This window comes from Reinekea sp. (genome assembly GCF_046710285.1).
Lineage (GTDB): Bacteria > Pseudomonadota > Gammaproteobacteria > Pseudomonadales > Natronospirillaceae > Reinekea.
This window is the reverse complement of record NZ_JBKEGY010000008.1, coordinates 99,725-113,193: the sequence shown is the minus strand read 5'-3', so window position 1 is coordinate 113,193 and position 13,469 is coordinate 99,725. Positions and strand designations below refer to the sequence as shown.

Annotated in this window: 17 protein-coding genes and 1 tRNA gene; 11 read left to right on the top strand and 7 right to left on the bottom strand. The window is 44.7% G+C overall.

The window, feature by feature from the left end; all coding sequences use genetic code 11:
* Positions 1-4 precede the first annotated feature (4 nt).
* The 8 genes from ACI882_RS07955 (at position 5) to ACI882_RS07920 (ending at position 2,874) form a co-directional block, all read left to right on the top strand.
* Entirely contained in the window at positions 5-256 is a 252-nt protein-coding gene (locus tag ACI882_RS07955; RefSeq protein ID WP_411743797.1) for a hypothetical protein, read from the top strand.
* Between the two features lie 8 nt (positions 257-264).
* On the top strand, positions 265-429 hold the full coding sequence (locus ACI882_RS07950) for a hypothetical protein (RefSeq protein ID WP_411743798.1): 165 nt from the start codon (positions 265-267) through the stop codon (positions 427-429).
* On the top strand, positions 429-656 hold the full coding sequence (locus ACI882_RS07945; protein ID WP_411743799.1) for a hypothetical protein: 228 nt from the start codon (positions 429-431) through the stop codon (positions 654-656). The genes ACI882_RS07950 and ACI882_RS07945 overlap by 1 nt, the downstream gene beginning before the upstream one ends.
* The gene (locus ACI882_RS07940; RefSeq protein WP_411743800.1) at positions 656-1,114 is read left to right on the top strand and encodes a hypothetical protein; all 459 of its coding nucleotides are present in this window, start codon (positions 656-658) and stop codon (positions 1,112-1,114) included. Before ACI882_RS07945 ends, ACI882_RS07940 begins: the two co-directional genes overlap by 1 nt.
* Positions 1,111-1,656 (top strand): hypothetical protein, encoded by a 546-nt coding sequence (locus ACI882_RS07935; protein ID WP_411743801.1) that lies wholly within the window; start codon positions 1,111-1,113, stop codon positions 1,654-1,656. The genes ACI882_RS07940 and ACI882_RS07935 overlap by 4 nt, the downstream gene beginning before the upstream one ends.
* A gap of 468 nt (positions 1,657-2,124) precedes the next feature.
* On the top strand, positions 2,125-2,604 hold the full coding sequence (locus ACI882_RS07930) for a hypothetical protein (RefSeq protein WP_411743802.1): 480 nt from the start codon (positions 2,125-2,127) through the stop codon (positions 2,602-2,604).
* Complete coding sequence (locus tag ACI882_RS07925) at positions 2,601-2,759, top strand: hypothetical protein (protein WP_411743803.1); 159 nt, start codon at positions 2,601-2,603, stop codon at positions 2,757-2,759. The genes ACI882_RS07930 and ACI882_RS07925 overlap by 4 nt, the downstream gene beginning before the upstream one ends.
* Positions 2,752-2,874 (top strand): hypothetical protein, encoded by a 123-nt coding sequence (locus ACI882_RS07920; protein ID WP_411743804.1) that lies wholly within the window; start codon positions 2,752-2,754, stop codon positions 2,872-2,874. The genes ACI882_RS07925 and ACI882_RS07920 overlap by 8 nt, the downstream gene beginning before the upstream one ends.
* Before the next feature lie 89 nt (positions 2,875-2,963).
* Here the strand turns inward: ACI882_RS07920 and ACI882_RS07915 are convergent.
* A tRNA-Ile gene (locus ACI882_RS07915) sits at positions 2,964-3,040 on the bottom strand.
* Positions 3,041-3,348: 308 nt separating this feature from the next.
* Between ACI882_RS07915 and ptsP the strand changes: the two genes are divergently transcribed.
* The 3 genes from ptsP to ACI882_RS07900 are packed head-to-tail and all read left to right on the top strand — an operon-like array spanning position 3,349 to position 7,249.
* Complete coding sequence (ptsP, locus tag ACI882_RS07910) at positions 3,349-5,607, top strand: phosphoenolpyruvate--protein phosphotransferase (RefSeq protein ID WP_411743805.1); 2,259 nt, start codon at positions 3,349-3,351, stop codon at positions 5,605-5,607.
* A complete protein-coding gene (locus ACI882_RS07905) occupies positions 5,607-6,413 on the top strand; it encodes a hypothetical protein (RefSeq protein WP_411743806.1) in 807 nt (268 codons plus the stop codon). Before ptsP ends, ACI882_RS07905 begins: the two co-directional genes overlap by 1 nt.
* Positions 6,410-7,249 carry a hypothetical protein gene (locus tag ACI882_RS07900; RefSeq protein WP_411743807.1) on the top strand — a complete coding sequence of 280 codons (840 nt, stop codon included), beginning with the start codon at positions 6,410-6,412 and terminating at the stop codon, positions 7,247-7,249. The genes ACI882_RS07905 and ACI882_RS07900 overlap by 4 nt, the downstream gene beginning before the upstream one ends.
* On the opposite strand, the gene ACI882_RS07895 is transcribed toward ACI882_RS07900, so the two are convergent.
* The 6 genes from ACI882_RS07895 to ACI882_RS07870 all read right to left on the bottom strand — a co-directional run bounded on the left by ACI882_RS07895 (position 7,246) and on the right by ACI882_RS07870 (position 13,345).
* The gene (locus ACI882_RS07895; protein ID WP_411743808.1) at positions 7,246-7,725 is read right to left on the bottom strand and encodes a phosphatidylglycerophosphatase A; all 480 of its coding nucleotides are present in this window, start codon (positions 7,723-7,725) and stop codon (positions 7,246-7,248) included. The two genes, ACI882_RS07900 and ACI882_RS07895, sit on opposite strands and share 4 nt — an antisense overlap.
* 10 nt (positions 7,726-7,735) lie before the next feature.
* Complete coding sequence (gene thiL / locus ACI882_RS07890) at positions 7,736-8,734, bottom strand: thiamine-phosphate kinase (protein ID WP_411743809.1); 999 nt, start codon at positions 8,732-8,734, stop codon at positions 7,736-7,738.
* A 221-nt stretch (positions 8,735-8,955) separates the two neighbouring features.
* Positions 8,956-10,497: a phosphoenolpyruvate carboxykinase gene (locus ACI882_RS07885; protein WP_411743810.1), complete on the bottom strand. Its 1,542-nt coding sequence runs from the start codon at positions 10,495-10,497 to the stop codon at positions 8,956-8,958.
* Between the two features lie 784 nt (positions 10,498-11,281).
* The gene (locus tag ACI882_RS07880) at positions 11,282-11,485 is read right to left on the bottom strand and encodes a hypothetical protein (RefSeq protein WP_411743811.1); all 204 of its coding nucleotides are present in this window, start codon (positions 11,483-11,485) and stop codon (positions 11,282-11,284) included.
* Between the two features lie 135 nt (positions 11,486-11,620).
* Positions 11,621-12,340, bottom strand: coding sequence for a LytR/AlgR family response regulator transcription factor (locus tag ACI882_RS07875; protein ID WP_411743812.1), 720 nt, complete (start codon positions 12,338-12,340; stop codon positions 11,621-11,623).
* Entirely contained in the window at positions 12,341-13,345 is a 1,005-nt protein-coding gene (locus ACI882_RS07870; protein WP_411743813.1) for a sensor histidine kinase, read from the bottom strand.
* Positions 13,346-13,469: the final 124 nt, after the last annotated feature.

Here is a 13,469-nt window from a genome sequence, read left to right as displayed (position 1 = left end):
CTATATGTCGTTCTTTGGATGGGTAAATACTGCGGTTGATAAAGTAACCGATTCTGGCGAAAAAGCATTTGATTATGTCTCTGATAAAGCGGGTGATGTAAAAGAATATTTTGTCGGTGACGATGAAGCCGTAGAGCAAGAAAAAGACGCTATACCGGGCACAAATGGGGTCACACCTTCGGGCAGTGGCATCAATTGGACTGCGGCGGGTGTTGTCGTGGGGGCTTTGACGTTAGCGGCAAAGTTTATGAAGTAATGCCTGTTGTGGCGTGGTGGTTAGTTGCTGGCGGTGTCTCTGTACTGTTTGCGGGTCTTGGTGTTGATAAGGCGGGTGAAGGTGTCGAGGAGGTTGGCAACGGCGCTCTAAAAATCGCGGGGGCTGCGCTGATTGGCGCGGCTGCCTATGTAGCGGTTAAAAAGGGGGTTTGATGAATATACCGGGTTTAGATTTAGCAAGCGGCCGTGATATGTCGATCAGTGCCGGTGCTGAAACGGGTGACGTGTCGGGCTCGAATCGGTTTGATGTTGACGGGGGTCGAATATCCGGCGCACAGCTTACATTTAATCAAGGATCGGGCGGGGTAATGTCTGTTCCGGCATTGATTGGTTTGGCTCTTTTGGGCGTTGGCGGCTTTTATTTGATGGGGCGTAAATAATGGGTCTTTTATCTAGTAAGAGTACAACCGAGGTTGATTCGAGCGTCACAAACAATTATGACCAGCGGCAATTTACAGATGTTCATAATGAAGCTGAGTTAGGTGATGGGGCTATCCGTGCGGGTGGCGATGTAACCATGGTTGACGGTGGCGCTTTCGACTTAGCCAGTGATGCGCTGGGGCACATGGAAAGCTTGTCTGAAACGTCAATGGGTCACGTTGCAAAAACGACTGATACCGCATTTGACTTTGCCAACGGTGTTTTTGAATCGGTTGCAAGTTCTAATGAAAATGCAATGGAACAAATAGCCGGCGGTTATGCAAGTTCCTTGGGTGCAGTGGAACGATTATCTGCAAGCGAAAATGCAACAACGTCAAAGTCAATTGAAAAAATCGGAATGATGTTGGTGGGTGGTTTGGTAATAACTTTCGGGTTTATGGCGTGGGGTAAAAAATGAGAGTACAGGATTTTATTATTCCACTAGGCGGAAAAATACCAGTGGGCGGCGACTTAAAAAAAGTAAAGTTGAGAAAAGCTTCTGGGCCCGTCTTTATTGATACAGGTCGTGAACGTATTCCGTTAGAGCTTGGCGAGCTTGCCGTAATACCTGAAACCGTGAAAAGTGTTGTTGTTATAAATGACCATAACGCTGTCAACGTTGTGCAATTGGTAATAATGGAAACGGGCGGCGCTGATTTAATTAGCCCGTCAAGTTCTGTTGCAATTAATAATGAGCCAGTTGTAGGTGTGAAGTCGGGTTCTAGTATTGTTGGTCTGCCAAAAATGACACTAACGGCAGAAGTAAAAACAATCGCGGCCGCGACGGGACGAAAGCGAGTGACACTTTTAACTGATGCGGCTAATACTGGTTTGATCTGGGTAGGCGGTGTTGAGAATTCCGGTTTACCATTACCTGCAAGCGCGACTATTGACTTAGATATTGAGGGTGAAATTCCGTTGTATGGCTCTGGTGTTGTTTATGTGCTGGAGGTGAGTTGATGGGGTCGTTGAGTATTAATTCAAAAGTTGATGTTGCTAGTGTTGATGGATTGCAATCGGTTATTTCTTCAATTAACACGAGTATAAACTCGAAAATTGGTTTTGGGCAGTCGTTGCAGACGGTTTGGTCTGGTGATTCTACAGAGGTGACGCTGGCAAATTTAGATGATGGGTTTTATATAGTGACAATAGTTGGTGGTATGACTCAATTGTTGATGAGGGTTACGGGTAGGACTACTTATGTCGGGGGGTTTTCGGGCTTTTCAGCGCGATATTTTTCTGACGGTAGAATTTGGGTGTTTAATTCAGATAATACTAAGCAAAGGATTCTAGCAGTTCAGAGGTGGGTGTGAGTATGTTTAAGTCTGGTTGTTTGGTCTTTGTTGTAGTGCTGTTATCTGGCTGCGTAGTAAAAGGAGATTTTGTTTTGATGCCTGATTATGTTCGGGCTGATGTTGAGCAAGTCGAATGAAAACATTGAAGGTTGCCGCCGTGATCGGTGGCCTTTATGCACTGGGGTATGGATTAAAAATGCGTAATGTTGATTTGAAATATTTTAAACCAATTGAATTTGGTACTTGGTGGCCGCTGATGTCAATTGACTTGCTTTTAAAGCTTGATCAATTCCGGCATGAAATTGGGCGTCCTGTAATGATTAGCCCGGCAATGGGTGCGCTGGGTCGTGTGGGTGCGGGTACGAGTCGGCACAATGTGACAAAGTGGGGTGAAGTTCAAGCCGCTGACATTATGTTTCCGGGTGCAACGGTTGAAGATTTAAAAGAATACTTTGAAGTGGCCAAACGGATTTTTGGTGGCGTGGGTGTGTATCCAGACTGGAAGCCAAGCGCTGGTTTTCATGTTGACGTTCGGCCTAATTCGGCTTCGTGGTCGGGTGTGATGGTTGGATACAATCAAGAATATTTTTCAGTAGAGAGGGCTTGGGCGTGAAAAAGTTTAAAAAGAAAACGGTTCGTATGATTGCCATAGTTGGCATTACGGTAGTGACTGCGATAACTGGCCTTAATTTGCCGGGGCCAGCAAAGGGCGTGATTGCTGACGTAGTAGCAGAAATTTATGACGATCAGGTGTTAGCTGATGAGTGAGCTTTTAATAATTCAGGAGTTAATGTCAACGGGTGCCGATGGTGCTTTGATCGTAATAGCCTACGCGATTTATCAGCTAGATAAACGTGTATCTAGGCTGGAAAACAAAGCTTGAAAATTTTAGGTGTGGACAAAATGTGGACACACCCAATTTTCACTGCTTCCCTTAAAGTCTGTAAGTCATTGATTTACTTAGTAAAAAAATGGTGGGCCTTCGCGGACTTGAACCGCGGACCTGACGATTATGAGTCGTATGCTCTAACCAACTGAGCTAAAGGCCCTTACAGAGGCACGCATTATACCTGCGTGATGAGCCAAGTCTAGCCACCTTATTGATTTATATGAACTTTTTTCAGCGTCTTCGTTTGTTTTTTATACAATTATATTGGTGTTTTCCTTTGTAGCTTGGTCTGTGGGCTTAGTTTTCTGAGATGTAGACTGTTCGGCGCTTTGCCGCAAACGGTGTTCTTTGATTTGTGTCTGCTTTATGAAGAATGATTGAATTTTAGGCGCTGCTACGCTTGCGAAAATATTGCCACTTTTGTGATAAGCGGTACAATCGAGGCTAACTCCCCACGTTGAAACGGTTATGCTAAAGCCTTTACTGGTTGCAAAAAAAATACTGCAAGAATCTGCCCAAGCCGGTAATACACAAGAGCTGGTTCAGCTTATTGTGCAGCGTATTCGTTCTGCCTTAAAGGCCGATGTGTGCAGCCTCTATTTAATGGATGCCGAACATCACCTTACCTTAACAGCCACCGAGGGCTTAACCGATGGGGCTGTGGGCAATATTAAAATGGCGGTTGGGGATGGTTTGGTGGGCACCATTGCTTTGCGCCAACACTTATTAAACCTACCTGACGCCGAAGATCATCCTAAGTTTAAGTACTTCGCTGCCTCTGGTGAGGAGCACTATAAAGGCTATTTAGGCGTTCCCATGATCCACCTAGGCAATACCTTAGGTGTGCTTGTGGTCCAGGTGAAAGAGACACGCCGCTTTACCGATGAAGAAGAAGCCTTTTTAGTGACCATGGGCGCGCATTTGGTTGCTAGTTTGTCTGGTAACTTACAGAAGCTGCTCGATATAGACACCCAAGGCGAATCCAGCAATATTCGCCGTTTACGCGGTATTAATGGGGCGGCTGGGGTTTGCATTGCTAAAGGTTGGGTAGTTAAAGATGAGCTCTCGCTCGAAAACATTCCAGAACGCCCAGGCTCAGGCTTAGAGTTTGAACGCTCTCGCATTGCCGATGCCTTGCAATCAACCCGTGAAGATTTAGACGGCGATACCCTTAACTACCAAGGCAGCGATACCTTAAATGCCTTGATGGAAGTTTATCGTTTGTTATTGATTAGCCCTGAGCTCAGCCAAGGCATGGAAAGCGAACTGTTGGCTGGGGTCAGCGCCAGTACTGCTTTAAAACGCTCTATGCTGAAGCAAATTGCCGTCTTCGATGCAATGGAAGACCCTTATTTAAAGGCTCGTGCCGATGATTTACGTGTGTTGGCAATACGTATTTATCGTCAATTACAAAATTTAGAACCCGAAGTTATCGAAACCGATGAGCCTATTGTCCTGATTGGCCAAAACATCACTGTTGAACATTTTGCCAAAGTTGATGCGAAATGGATCGCGGGGGTCGCCAGTAGCCAAGGCTCTTCTCTGTCGCATACGTCGGTACTGGCCAATGCCTTAGGTATTCCGGCGGTGGTTGGCTTAGATGAAAAAAACCTAGATGATTTGCACGGCAGCGATATCATTTTAGATGGTAATTTAGGTGTGTTAATAGCCAACCCACCCGAAGCGATTATCGCCGAATACCAAAAGCTAATTAAGCTTGAGAAAGCCCGCCAAGCCAACCTTGCCCACTTAAAAGACTTACCGGCCGAATCCATCAATGGCGAAACGGTACGTTTATTTTGCAACACTGGATTATTGGCTGACATTTCTCCAGGTTTAGAGCGCGGCTCAGAAGGCATTGGTCTTTACCGGTCTGAAATTCCATTTATGGTGCACGATACCTTTCCGACCGAAGAAGAGCAGGTCAAAATTTATCGTGGCGTGTTAAATGCCTATGCGCCTAAGCCGGTGATAATGCGCACTCTCGATGTCGGCGGTGATAAAGCACTACCCTATTTCCCTATCCAAGAAGATAATCCTTTTTTGGGCTGGCGAGGCATTCGTTTTGCGTTAGATTATCGCAATATTCAACTTGATCAAATACGTGCCATGTTACTGGCGAACATAGGTCTCGATAACTTACAAATTATGGTGCCTATGCTCAGCAATGAAGATGAGCTAATCAGTATTCATCGTTTAGTTGATGAAGCCGTACGTCAGCTTAAAGAAGAAGATCACCCGGTACATAAGCCAGCCATTGGTATAATGGCGGAAGTACCGGCCGTTATTTGGATGCTGCCTAAGCTGCGCGATTTAATAGATTTTGTTTCCATTGGCTCTAATGACTTAACCCAATATTTGTTAGCGGTAGATCGTAACAACGCTCGGGTATCGCATTTATATAGCCATAATCATCCGGCGGTGATTGACGCAATCCATTTAATTGCCAAAGAATGCAAACGATTAAACATTGGTTTGAGTGTGTGCGGGGAAATGGCATCCGACCCTAAGGCTGTACTCTTACTTATGGGTATGGGTATTCGCACTTTGAGTATGTCTGCCTTTAAACTCCCAATTATTAAATGGTTGGTACGTCACGCAGACACCCAAGACTGCAAAACGCTACTGGAGCATGTGAAAGATTTTTCCAACACCAAAGACATAGAGGCTTACCTACAAGCTCATTTAGAGGAGCTAGGTTACGGCAAAATGTTTGGTCGTCAGTAATGGTTCGAACACAACGCAGCTCTTTAAAATATTTAATTATTTTTATGAGCTGCTTGATTTTGGGCGTATTGACTGCAAACACCTTGGTCACCAATCTCGATGTTTCTATCCATTCCGATAGAGAGTTTTTTAATCTAGAAATACAACAAGCGTTAAAACCCAATACAGAAAAAAACTTAGCCATACAAGAGGCTATTTATGCTCAACGTGTGAGCTATCTAGAAAGTAAAACTAAGACTCTCGCACTCAAGAAAAAAGCCATTGAAGATTACCTTGCGCCATTAGAAACCCAAATAAATGAATACCGCTATGCTTTTGCTGAAAAAACACAGCAGAGTTTCGATGATCGCTTAGAACTTTATATTGAGCTGGTTCGAAAACACAGCCAATACAACAGTGCGCAAAAAAATGCTAATTATGTCCCTTTGGCTAACAGCGAAAGTTTATTTACTTTCCCATCTATCCATAATGATTTTATTCGTCAGGTAGGTGGTGAGCTTGCACGTGCGCACAATGATTTTATTGCCCAACCACGCGATGCCTCTATTGCGGCCTTGTACGAGCCGACGTTACGGCTGTTTTTAACACAACATAAAATACAACAGTTCACGCTTGAATGTCATCGTGAAACCTGCGCGGTTCACCTTAGTCATCAGTGGCAAGACCCCTACTACGATGGTATGGCTGCTTTAAAAGACGAAGTCAGCCAACAGCCTTGGTTTGACTTAATAGATGACCAAAGTGCGCATGAGTATCGTGGCAATGGCCGTCATATTGGTGTTTGGTATTTTAAGGTGAATCGATGAACCGTTCACTGTTACTTGGCATCTCGTTGGCGCTAACCAGCTTCATTATTGGTTTTATTTTAACCTTAGCAGTGCATTGGCGAGTACGACCCAATGCCGATCAGCACTACTTAGCCAGTGATGATGCACTAGAGCAAAGAATAGAATTACTCGATGACAGCAGCGATATAAAAACCGAACTCAAACTGGCAGAGAATACTTATTTAAAGCTCGATGAAGCGCATCGCATTGTTGAAGGGCGGGCTAGAGCTCTCATGAGTGAAATGCAAGTTTATAAAACCAGTGAGTCCCAACTGTTACTGACGATAGAACAACAAAAAGAGCAACTCTCGAATAAAATTGACAAATTAGATTTAATGATTGAATCTTCGTTAGAAGCCAATGCGCTAGCACCTCAGAAAACCGATTATGAGCTTGCCGCCGATATAACGTCTTTACTTGCTTACCCACACTCGTTAAATAGCTTTACTGAACTTAACCAGGCTTTGCAGCAACAGCCTAGAAAAAACATGACCATCGTACAAGCGCGCTTTGAAATTATGCTACAGCCTGAACAGTACAATCAAAATGATGCGCTCTATGCTGCGCTAGACAGGTTAATGGCCAAAAAAGAGGAAACTACGCCCAACTTCTCGATAGAAAATTTGTTTTGCAGTGAGCAAGCTTGTGAAATACAACTAAAGGTAGGTAAACCTTCGCCCTATTTTGATAGCTGGCGTTGGTTGTTAGATTATTTAGCACAAGAGCCTTTGCTGGTGTCGCCTACTTTAAGCTTTAGCACCGACTCAGGCTCTAGTTCTGAAAGTTACGGTTTAATTATACTAACAACACGCTAAAACCACCAATGGTTGGCGAGCTGTAAAATAATTAATGCAAAAAGACCGGCCAACACATCATCGATCATAATGCCTAAACCGCCATGAACTCGCTTATCTAACCAACTTATTGGCCAAGGCTTTAAAATATCAAATATACGAAACAACACAAAACCCGCAAGTATCCACGCCCAATGAAAAGGCAGTGCCGTCATGGCGATCCAAAAGCCAACGAACTCATCCCAAACAATGCCTCCGTGATCGTGCACGCCCATATCTTTCGAGGCTTGTTCGCATAAATAAATGCCCACAGCAAAACTGACAACTAGAGCAACAACGTACGCCCACAATGGCAATTGCGCTAACAATAAATATAGCGGTATTGCCATTAGGGTACCAAAAGTGCCGGGGGCTTTCGGTGCGGCACCACTGCCAAAACCAAAGGCTAAAAAGTGTACCCAATGGTTATTCCAACGACGCAGGGAAGGTTCAATCATAACTTACTCTCTAAAAGTGTTGAAAACTCTGCCAAGGCAGATCTATTAATTTTTCTTTATCATACCAGCGCACTTGGCCATTGCCTTCACGAACTGAGCCGATTATTGTAACTTTTACGCCACTTTCAATACTTAATTGCTCAATTTCTCGGCGAACGCTCGGGTCTGCAGTAAAGAGTAGCTGGTAATCATCGCCACCGGCGACTGCGTATTGCAAACCCTGCTGACCTAATGCCAACAGCTCTTTATCTAGCGGTAGCGCGCTCAGGTCAACTTCCAAGTCTACGCTACTGGCCTTAGCCAAGTGAACGGCATCGCCTGCTAACCCGTCTGAAATATCCATTGCACTGTGCACTATGCCCACCAGCTGTTGCGCTAAGCCAACAGGGGGCTCGGGTTGCCAATAGGCTTGCTGCCATGCTTTGGGCAGTGCTGATTCTGTTTGCGCCAAAACATGGGGTAACGCCGCGGCTGCCTGCCCTAAATATCCTGTCACCCAGATATCATCGTCAATATTGGCTCCGCTGCGTAAAAACGGGTGAGCACAGGTGCCGTGCACACTAATAGTAACGGTTAGCTGGTCGCCTTTGGTGGTATCGCCACCGGCTAACATACAGCCCACCTCACTAGCCAAGTCTTTTAGACGTTGTGCAAAGGCAATAACCCATTCTTGATTCAAACCCTGCGGCAGCGTCAGCGCCAAGGTAAAAAAGGCTGGCCTGGCACCCATTGCGGCCAAGTCACTGATGGCAGGCAAAAAAGCCCGTTGCGCAACTTGCTCTGGGGATGAAAAGGCAGGGAAATGCCGACCAATTACTGCGGTATCGGTCGAAATAACTAATGGGCCGGTTCCCATCCATAAGAGACAGTCGTCCCCAATGCCGACGGCAACATCGTCATGCTGTTGCGGCCAATTGGCAAAACACTGCTTAATTAAGTCAAATTCATGCATAACGGAATTGTGCGGTATCGCTTTCTTATTTGAAAGCTCAAATACAGACCAAACCACAACTGCGCCATAAATTTCTCTCAATTTACGTAGGTTTCAGCGGCCCATTGCTTAAAATTTCGGTCGCTACAAACCCGTCCATGGGGACTTGATTGAAACATCCATGTTTCAAACACCCGAATTCCAAGCAATGGGCCGCTTCTTAACATTAGGACAGCAGTGATATCAGACATAAAAAAGCCCGCACGAGGCGGGCAAATAAATCTAAGGGGGTAAAGGTGTTAGGCTTTTGGGCCTGCTTTCACGATGGCTTCTTTGACATCGTATTTTTTGAAGTTTTCTTCAAACTCTTTAGCAAGCATTTTAGCTCGTGCTTCAAATGCTGCGCTATCGGCCCAAGTATTTTTAGGGTTCAATAGCTTGGTATCTACGCCTTCAACTTTTACCGGTACATTTAAGTTCAATTCTGCAACGTATTCTGTTTCAACGTTCTTCAATGAACCGTTCGTAATGGCGGTGACGACGGCGCGAGTGGTTGGAATATCGAAACGCTTGCCTTCGCCAAACGGACCACCTGTCCAACCCGTGTTGACCATGTAGACTTCAACGTCTGTGCCTTCAATACGCTCAATCAATAAGTCCGCGTATACCGAAGCTGGACGCGGGAAGAATGGCGCGCCAAAGCAGGTAGAGAAAGTAGATTTAATACCGGTGCCTTCGCCAACTTCCGTTGAACCCACTAATGCGGTGTAGCCGCTTAAGAAGTAGTAAGCTGCGGCTTCTTTGCTAAGCTTAGAAACTGGCGGCAATACGCCGTTTAGATCACAGGTTAAAAATACCACGGCAGTTGGCTCACCGCCTTTATTGCTGAGTTCACGCTTTTCTATGTGCGTTAATGGGTAAGCAACTCGGCCATTTTGGCTTAAACTGGTATCGGCGTAATCTGGCTTGCGATTTTCATCGATCACTACGTTTTCTAAAACAGCACCAAATTTAATGGCATCGTAAATCATTGGTTCGTTTTTACGGGTTAAGTCGATTGTTTTAGCGTAGCAACCGCCTTCAAAGTTAAACACTTGACCAGGACCCCAGCCGTGTTCATCATCGCCAATCAAGAAACGCTCAGGGTCTGCGCTCAATGTTGTTTTGCCAGTACCGGACAAACCAAAGAACAAGGCAGACTTACCATCATCACCAATATTTGCAGAGCAATGCATAGGTAGAACTGCTTTATCTGTAAGAAGGAAGTTTTGCACGGCAAACATAGATTTCTTTAACTCGCCTGCATAATAAAGCCCCGCCACCAGAACTTTACGCTGCTCAAAGTTAACAATCACTGTTGATTCACTGTTGGTACCGTCACGCTGCGGGTCACATTCAAAGCTTGGGACATTTAGCACTTCCCAGCTTGGTGCATTGGCTTCATTCCATGTTTCAGGCACGATGAACATGTTACGAGCAAAAACTTGGTGCCAGGCTAATTCGGTCGTGACTTTAATAGGCAAAACATGTTCTTTAGCTGAACCTACTTCTAAATGACCAACAAACCTTTCACGGGCATTCACATAGTCAGACACTCTGCTCCAAAGTGCGTTAAATTTGTCTGTAGAAATTGGCTGGTTTACAACACCCCAAGCTACAGTGTCTTTTGTTAACGCATCCTCAACAATAAAGCGGTCTTTAGGAGATCGACCCGTTCTTGCACCCGTTACGGCAACAAAAGCGCCGTTGTCAGCAAAGCGGCCTTCTTCTCGACGAACAGCATGCTCTAACAATTGCGTACTATTTATGTCGACATGAGTAAATTGAGCGGTGGCGTTCATGGGTACTCTCCTTTCCTTTCAAATAAAATACTTTTTTAGCCTGAGGCGGCAAAAATTGATTGTCCGTTGATGGTGATCATAGTTATAGGGCAAGTGTAACGATAATGGCCTTGTGTTTAATACCCCTAAAACGTCAAGAATTTACTGACAACTAACGTTACTTTTTCGCTAACTTGAAACTTAACAACACAACTTATCAGTAACGCCCAACAACCCAAGAATCAATATTGCGCTTAATCAATTAAAGTATAGCCCCAATATCAACCGTCATCAGTATTATAGATTGACACGCATCAACACTCCTACCCCCTTTAATATGTAAAGCATCTATTAAAACCTAGGCTTATAGCGTTTCTTTGTAAGCCGCTAAAATCGAGCTTAAAACCAACTCTGTCAGAAAATACGGACAAACCTAACCAACAACAATGTTGTTATGTTACGAAAATTTAATAAAAAATGGGCAGGTTTGGTAATTAAAAAACATTTCAAAAAGCGTATATATAAAAGTAATTGTTGGCATAGGGAGGGTGAATAGGGGGATTGTTATTGGCTGCGGGCTGCGGGTGATATGACCCCACTACAGTAGGTACTGATAAACTTTTAGTAGTGGGAGTGTTTATGGGTTTGTCTTTTGAATCTACTTGCAGCTTGCAGCTCAAAACTCGCGGATGCCCAAAGGGCACCGTTCTGACCTATCTTTTGAACTTACTTGCAGCTTGTTTTTGGAACTTACTCGCAGCTTGCAGCTCGAAGCTCGCGGATGCCCGAAGGGCACCGTTCTGCCTTAAATAGGTCTCGACCCATATTTGCTTTCTGGCTTTTTCGGGGGGTCGGCTCGGTAGCCGCGCTCCACTTCGGTGACGGCTCCACCTTTGGCTAGGAACAATTCAATTTCATCGGCCATTTGTGAGCGTACGTCTTCTTGGCATTTAGGAGTGCGTGCGAGTTCTTCTGGTGTAATGGGTGTTACCGTTTTTGGTGCTGTCATATTTTCAGGCTCCTGAGCAAAAACAATAAGTGTTAGATTTGACACTTTTAAAATTCGATCAGTGAGTTATAGCCTAAATTCACAATTTTGCCAGTTTTTGACGCTTTTAATTTTACACAACGTTACGAAAAACCGTTACGAGTCGAATAGGGGTTTAAGCTCGCGGGCGTAGCGTCGACTTACCGATAAAGGTGATTCTACATTGAGTAAGTGTAGCCAGTAGCCTCCTTTTGAGTCTCGACTTAGCCGCTGAACACGGCTTTTAGGCACTAACGTATTGCGATGTATTCTAATTAATTGCTGTGGGAAACGCTCTTCAAGTGCTTTTAAGCTTTCATCGCAGACCCGTTCACCACCGACACAGAACATAGATACGTACTTTTGATCGGCTCGAAAATAGTAGATATCGGTGAGTGGTACGCGCTCCTTTTCTCTTCCGTTTTGCACGACAATGGTTGGAATATCATCTTGTGCTGTTAAAGCGTTCTTTTGGGCTCGGTTAATGGTTTGGCACTGTTCAATTGCGGCTAAAAACTCAGTTTTTTGAATGGGTTTGAGCAAATAAGCCTCTGCATTGACTTTAAATGCATCTAAAGCATGTTCATCGTAAGCAGTACAAAAGATAACCGCAGGTGGGTCTTCAAACTCCCGAATAGCTCGGGCAACGTCTAAACCATTTTGGCCGGGCATTCTGATATCGAGTAAAACGATGTCGACAGCCTGCGACTTGATTTTCTCAATGGCATCAAAGCCGTTGTTCGCTGTTATCACGTTGTCGACCAATTCTAACTCTTCAATAAAACGCAACAGCCGCTCACGTGCTAATGGCTCATCATCGACCACTAATATTCTCATTTATTGTGCCCCCATCACTGGAAAAACAAGTATTACTTTGTAGTGATTACCGGTTGAATCAATCGTCAGTTTAGATTGATCACCATAAATAACCGCCAAGCGATGGCGAATATTCTCTAAGGCAACGCCATGACCGGTGAAAACCACCTGGCTTGAGGTTACGGTGTTAACCACCGTCACCGTCATTTGAGTTTTATTTTGCTCAACTTTAATCGTCAGTTCACCCCCGACTTCGCTGACGGCAATGCCGTGAACGATGGCATTTTCAACAATGGGTTGAATAGAGAGCACAGGTACTGGCCAATCTTGCAGGGGTTCAGGTAGCTGCCAGTGCACCGTTAAGCGCTCGCCTAAACGCCATTGCTCTATCCCTAAATACCCTCGAATAAGGTCTATTTCTTGGCGAATTGAGCTGAGCCCTTCGGTTTCTTTTAGGTTTGCCCGAAACAAATTCGATAAGTTTAGCACCGCTACTTCCGCAGCCTCTGGTTTAGTGGCTATCAGCTCCGCTATCGTGTTTAAACTATTAAACAAGAAATGTGGCTTAATACGAGCCTGCAAGGCATTTAGACGGGAATTCAGTTCTGCTTTGTTTTGTACTATTAGGTGCTGCTGCAATTGGAAGTAACGCAGTACCATTGCCGTAATCATAGCAATAGCCATCACCTGTTGAGTGACCTGCCAAACGTCCATCCGCTCAAAGCCGCTGACAACTATTTGCCCTGTAATCAGCACCGCACTGCTAATGATAAATGAGCCTGAAAAGGCCAATATCCAGCCAGCTGTGACCGTTAGCTTGGTCAGGATTGGTTTCATTTGACACAAGGCAGTGGCACTAAGCAGTACCATCCACTGTATGACTAAGCTTCGATAACCCATGCGCGCCCAAATAAAGCCAGGGCTAATTAACTCCCACGTAAGCACACCTAGCTCGGTTACTAAAATCAACAACAGTAAACTCGTGGTCTGGCATAGATCGGGCAGTTGAAAATGTTTTTTATTCATACTCACGAGTATCTCAAAATTGTAGTCAAAAGACTGAAGCAAAGATCACTAATGTATAGTAGGTCACGCTTTGAGCCAAGGCGAGCAGCCTCATAACCTCTTCGTTAAGTTGAATTACTTATTT

Bases quoted from the DNA above. Each gene is read 5' to 3' on its own strand.
- ACI882_RS07955 (WP_411743797.1), top strand. From the start codon at position 5: ATGTCGTTCTTTGGATGGGTAAATACTGCGGTTGATAAAGTAACCGAT.
- ACI882_RS07945 (WP_411743799.1), top strand. From the start codon at position 429: ATGAATATACCGGGTTTAGATTTAGCAAGCGGCCGTGATATGTCGATC.
- ACI882_RS07940 (WP_411743800.1), top strand. From the start codon at position 656: ATGGGTCTTTTATCTAGTAAGAGTACAACCGAGGTTGATTCGAGCGTC.
- ACI882_RS07935 (WP_411743801.1), top strand. From the start codon at position 1,111: ATGAGAGTACAGGATTTTATTATTCCACTAGGCGGAAAAATACCAGTG.
- ACI882_RS07930 (WP_411743802.1), top strand. From the start codon at position 2,125: ATGAAAACATTGAAGGTTGCCGCCGTGATCGGTGGCCTTTATGCACTG.
- ACI882_RS07920 (WP_411743804.1), top strand. From the start codon at position 2,752: ATGAGTGAGCTTTTAATAATTCAGGAGTTAATGTCAACGGGTGCCGAT.
- ptsP (WP_411743805.1), top strand. From the start codon at position 3,349: ATGCTAAAGCCTTTACTGGTTGCAAAAAAAATACTGCAAGAATCTGCC.
- ACI882_RS07905 (WP_411743806.1), top strand. From the start codon at position 5,607: ATGGTTCGAACACAACGCAGCTCTTTAAAATATTTAATTATTTTTATG.
- ACI882_RS07900 (WP_411743807.1), top strand. From the start codon at position 6,410: ATGAACCGTTCACTGTTACTTGGCATCTCGTTGGCGCTAACCAGCTTC.
- ACI882_RS07895 (WP_411743808.1), bottom strand. From the start codon at position 7,725: ATGATTGAACCTTCCCTGCGTCGTTGGAATAACCATTGGGTACACTTT.
- ACI882_RS07885 (WP_411743810.1), bottom strand. From the start codon at position 10,497: ATGAACGCCACCGCTCAATTTACTCATGTCGACATAAATAGTACGCAA.
- ACI882_RS07880 (WP_411743811.1), bottom strand. From the start codon at position 11,485: ATGACAGCACCAAAAACGGTAACACCCATTACACCAGAAGAACTCGCA.
- ACI882_RS07875 (WP_411743812.1), bottom strand. From the start codon at position 12,340: ATGAGAATATTAGTGGTCGATGATGAGCCATTAGCACGTGAGCGGCTG.
- ACI882_RS07870 (WP_411743813.1), bottom strand. From the start codon at position 13,345: ATGAATAAAAAACATTTTCAACTGCCCGATCTATGCCAGACCACGAGT.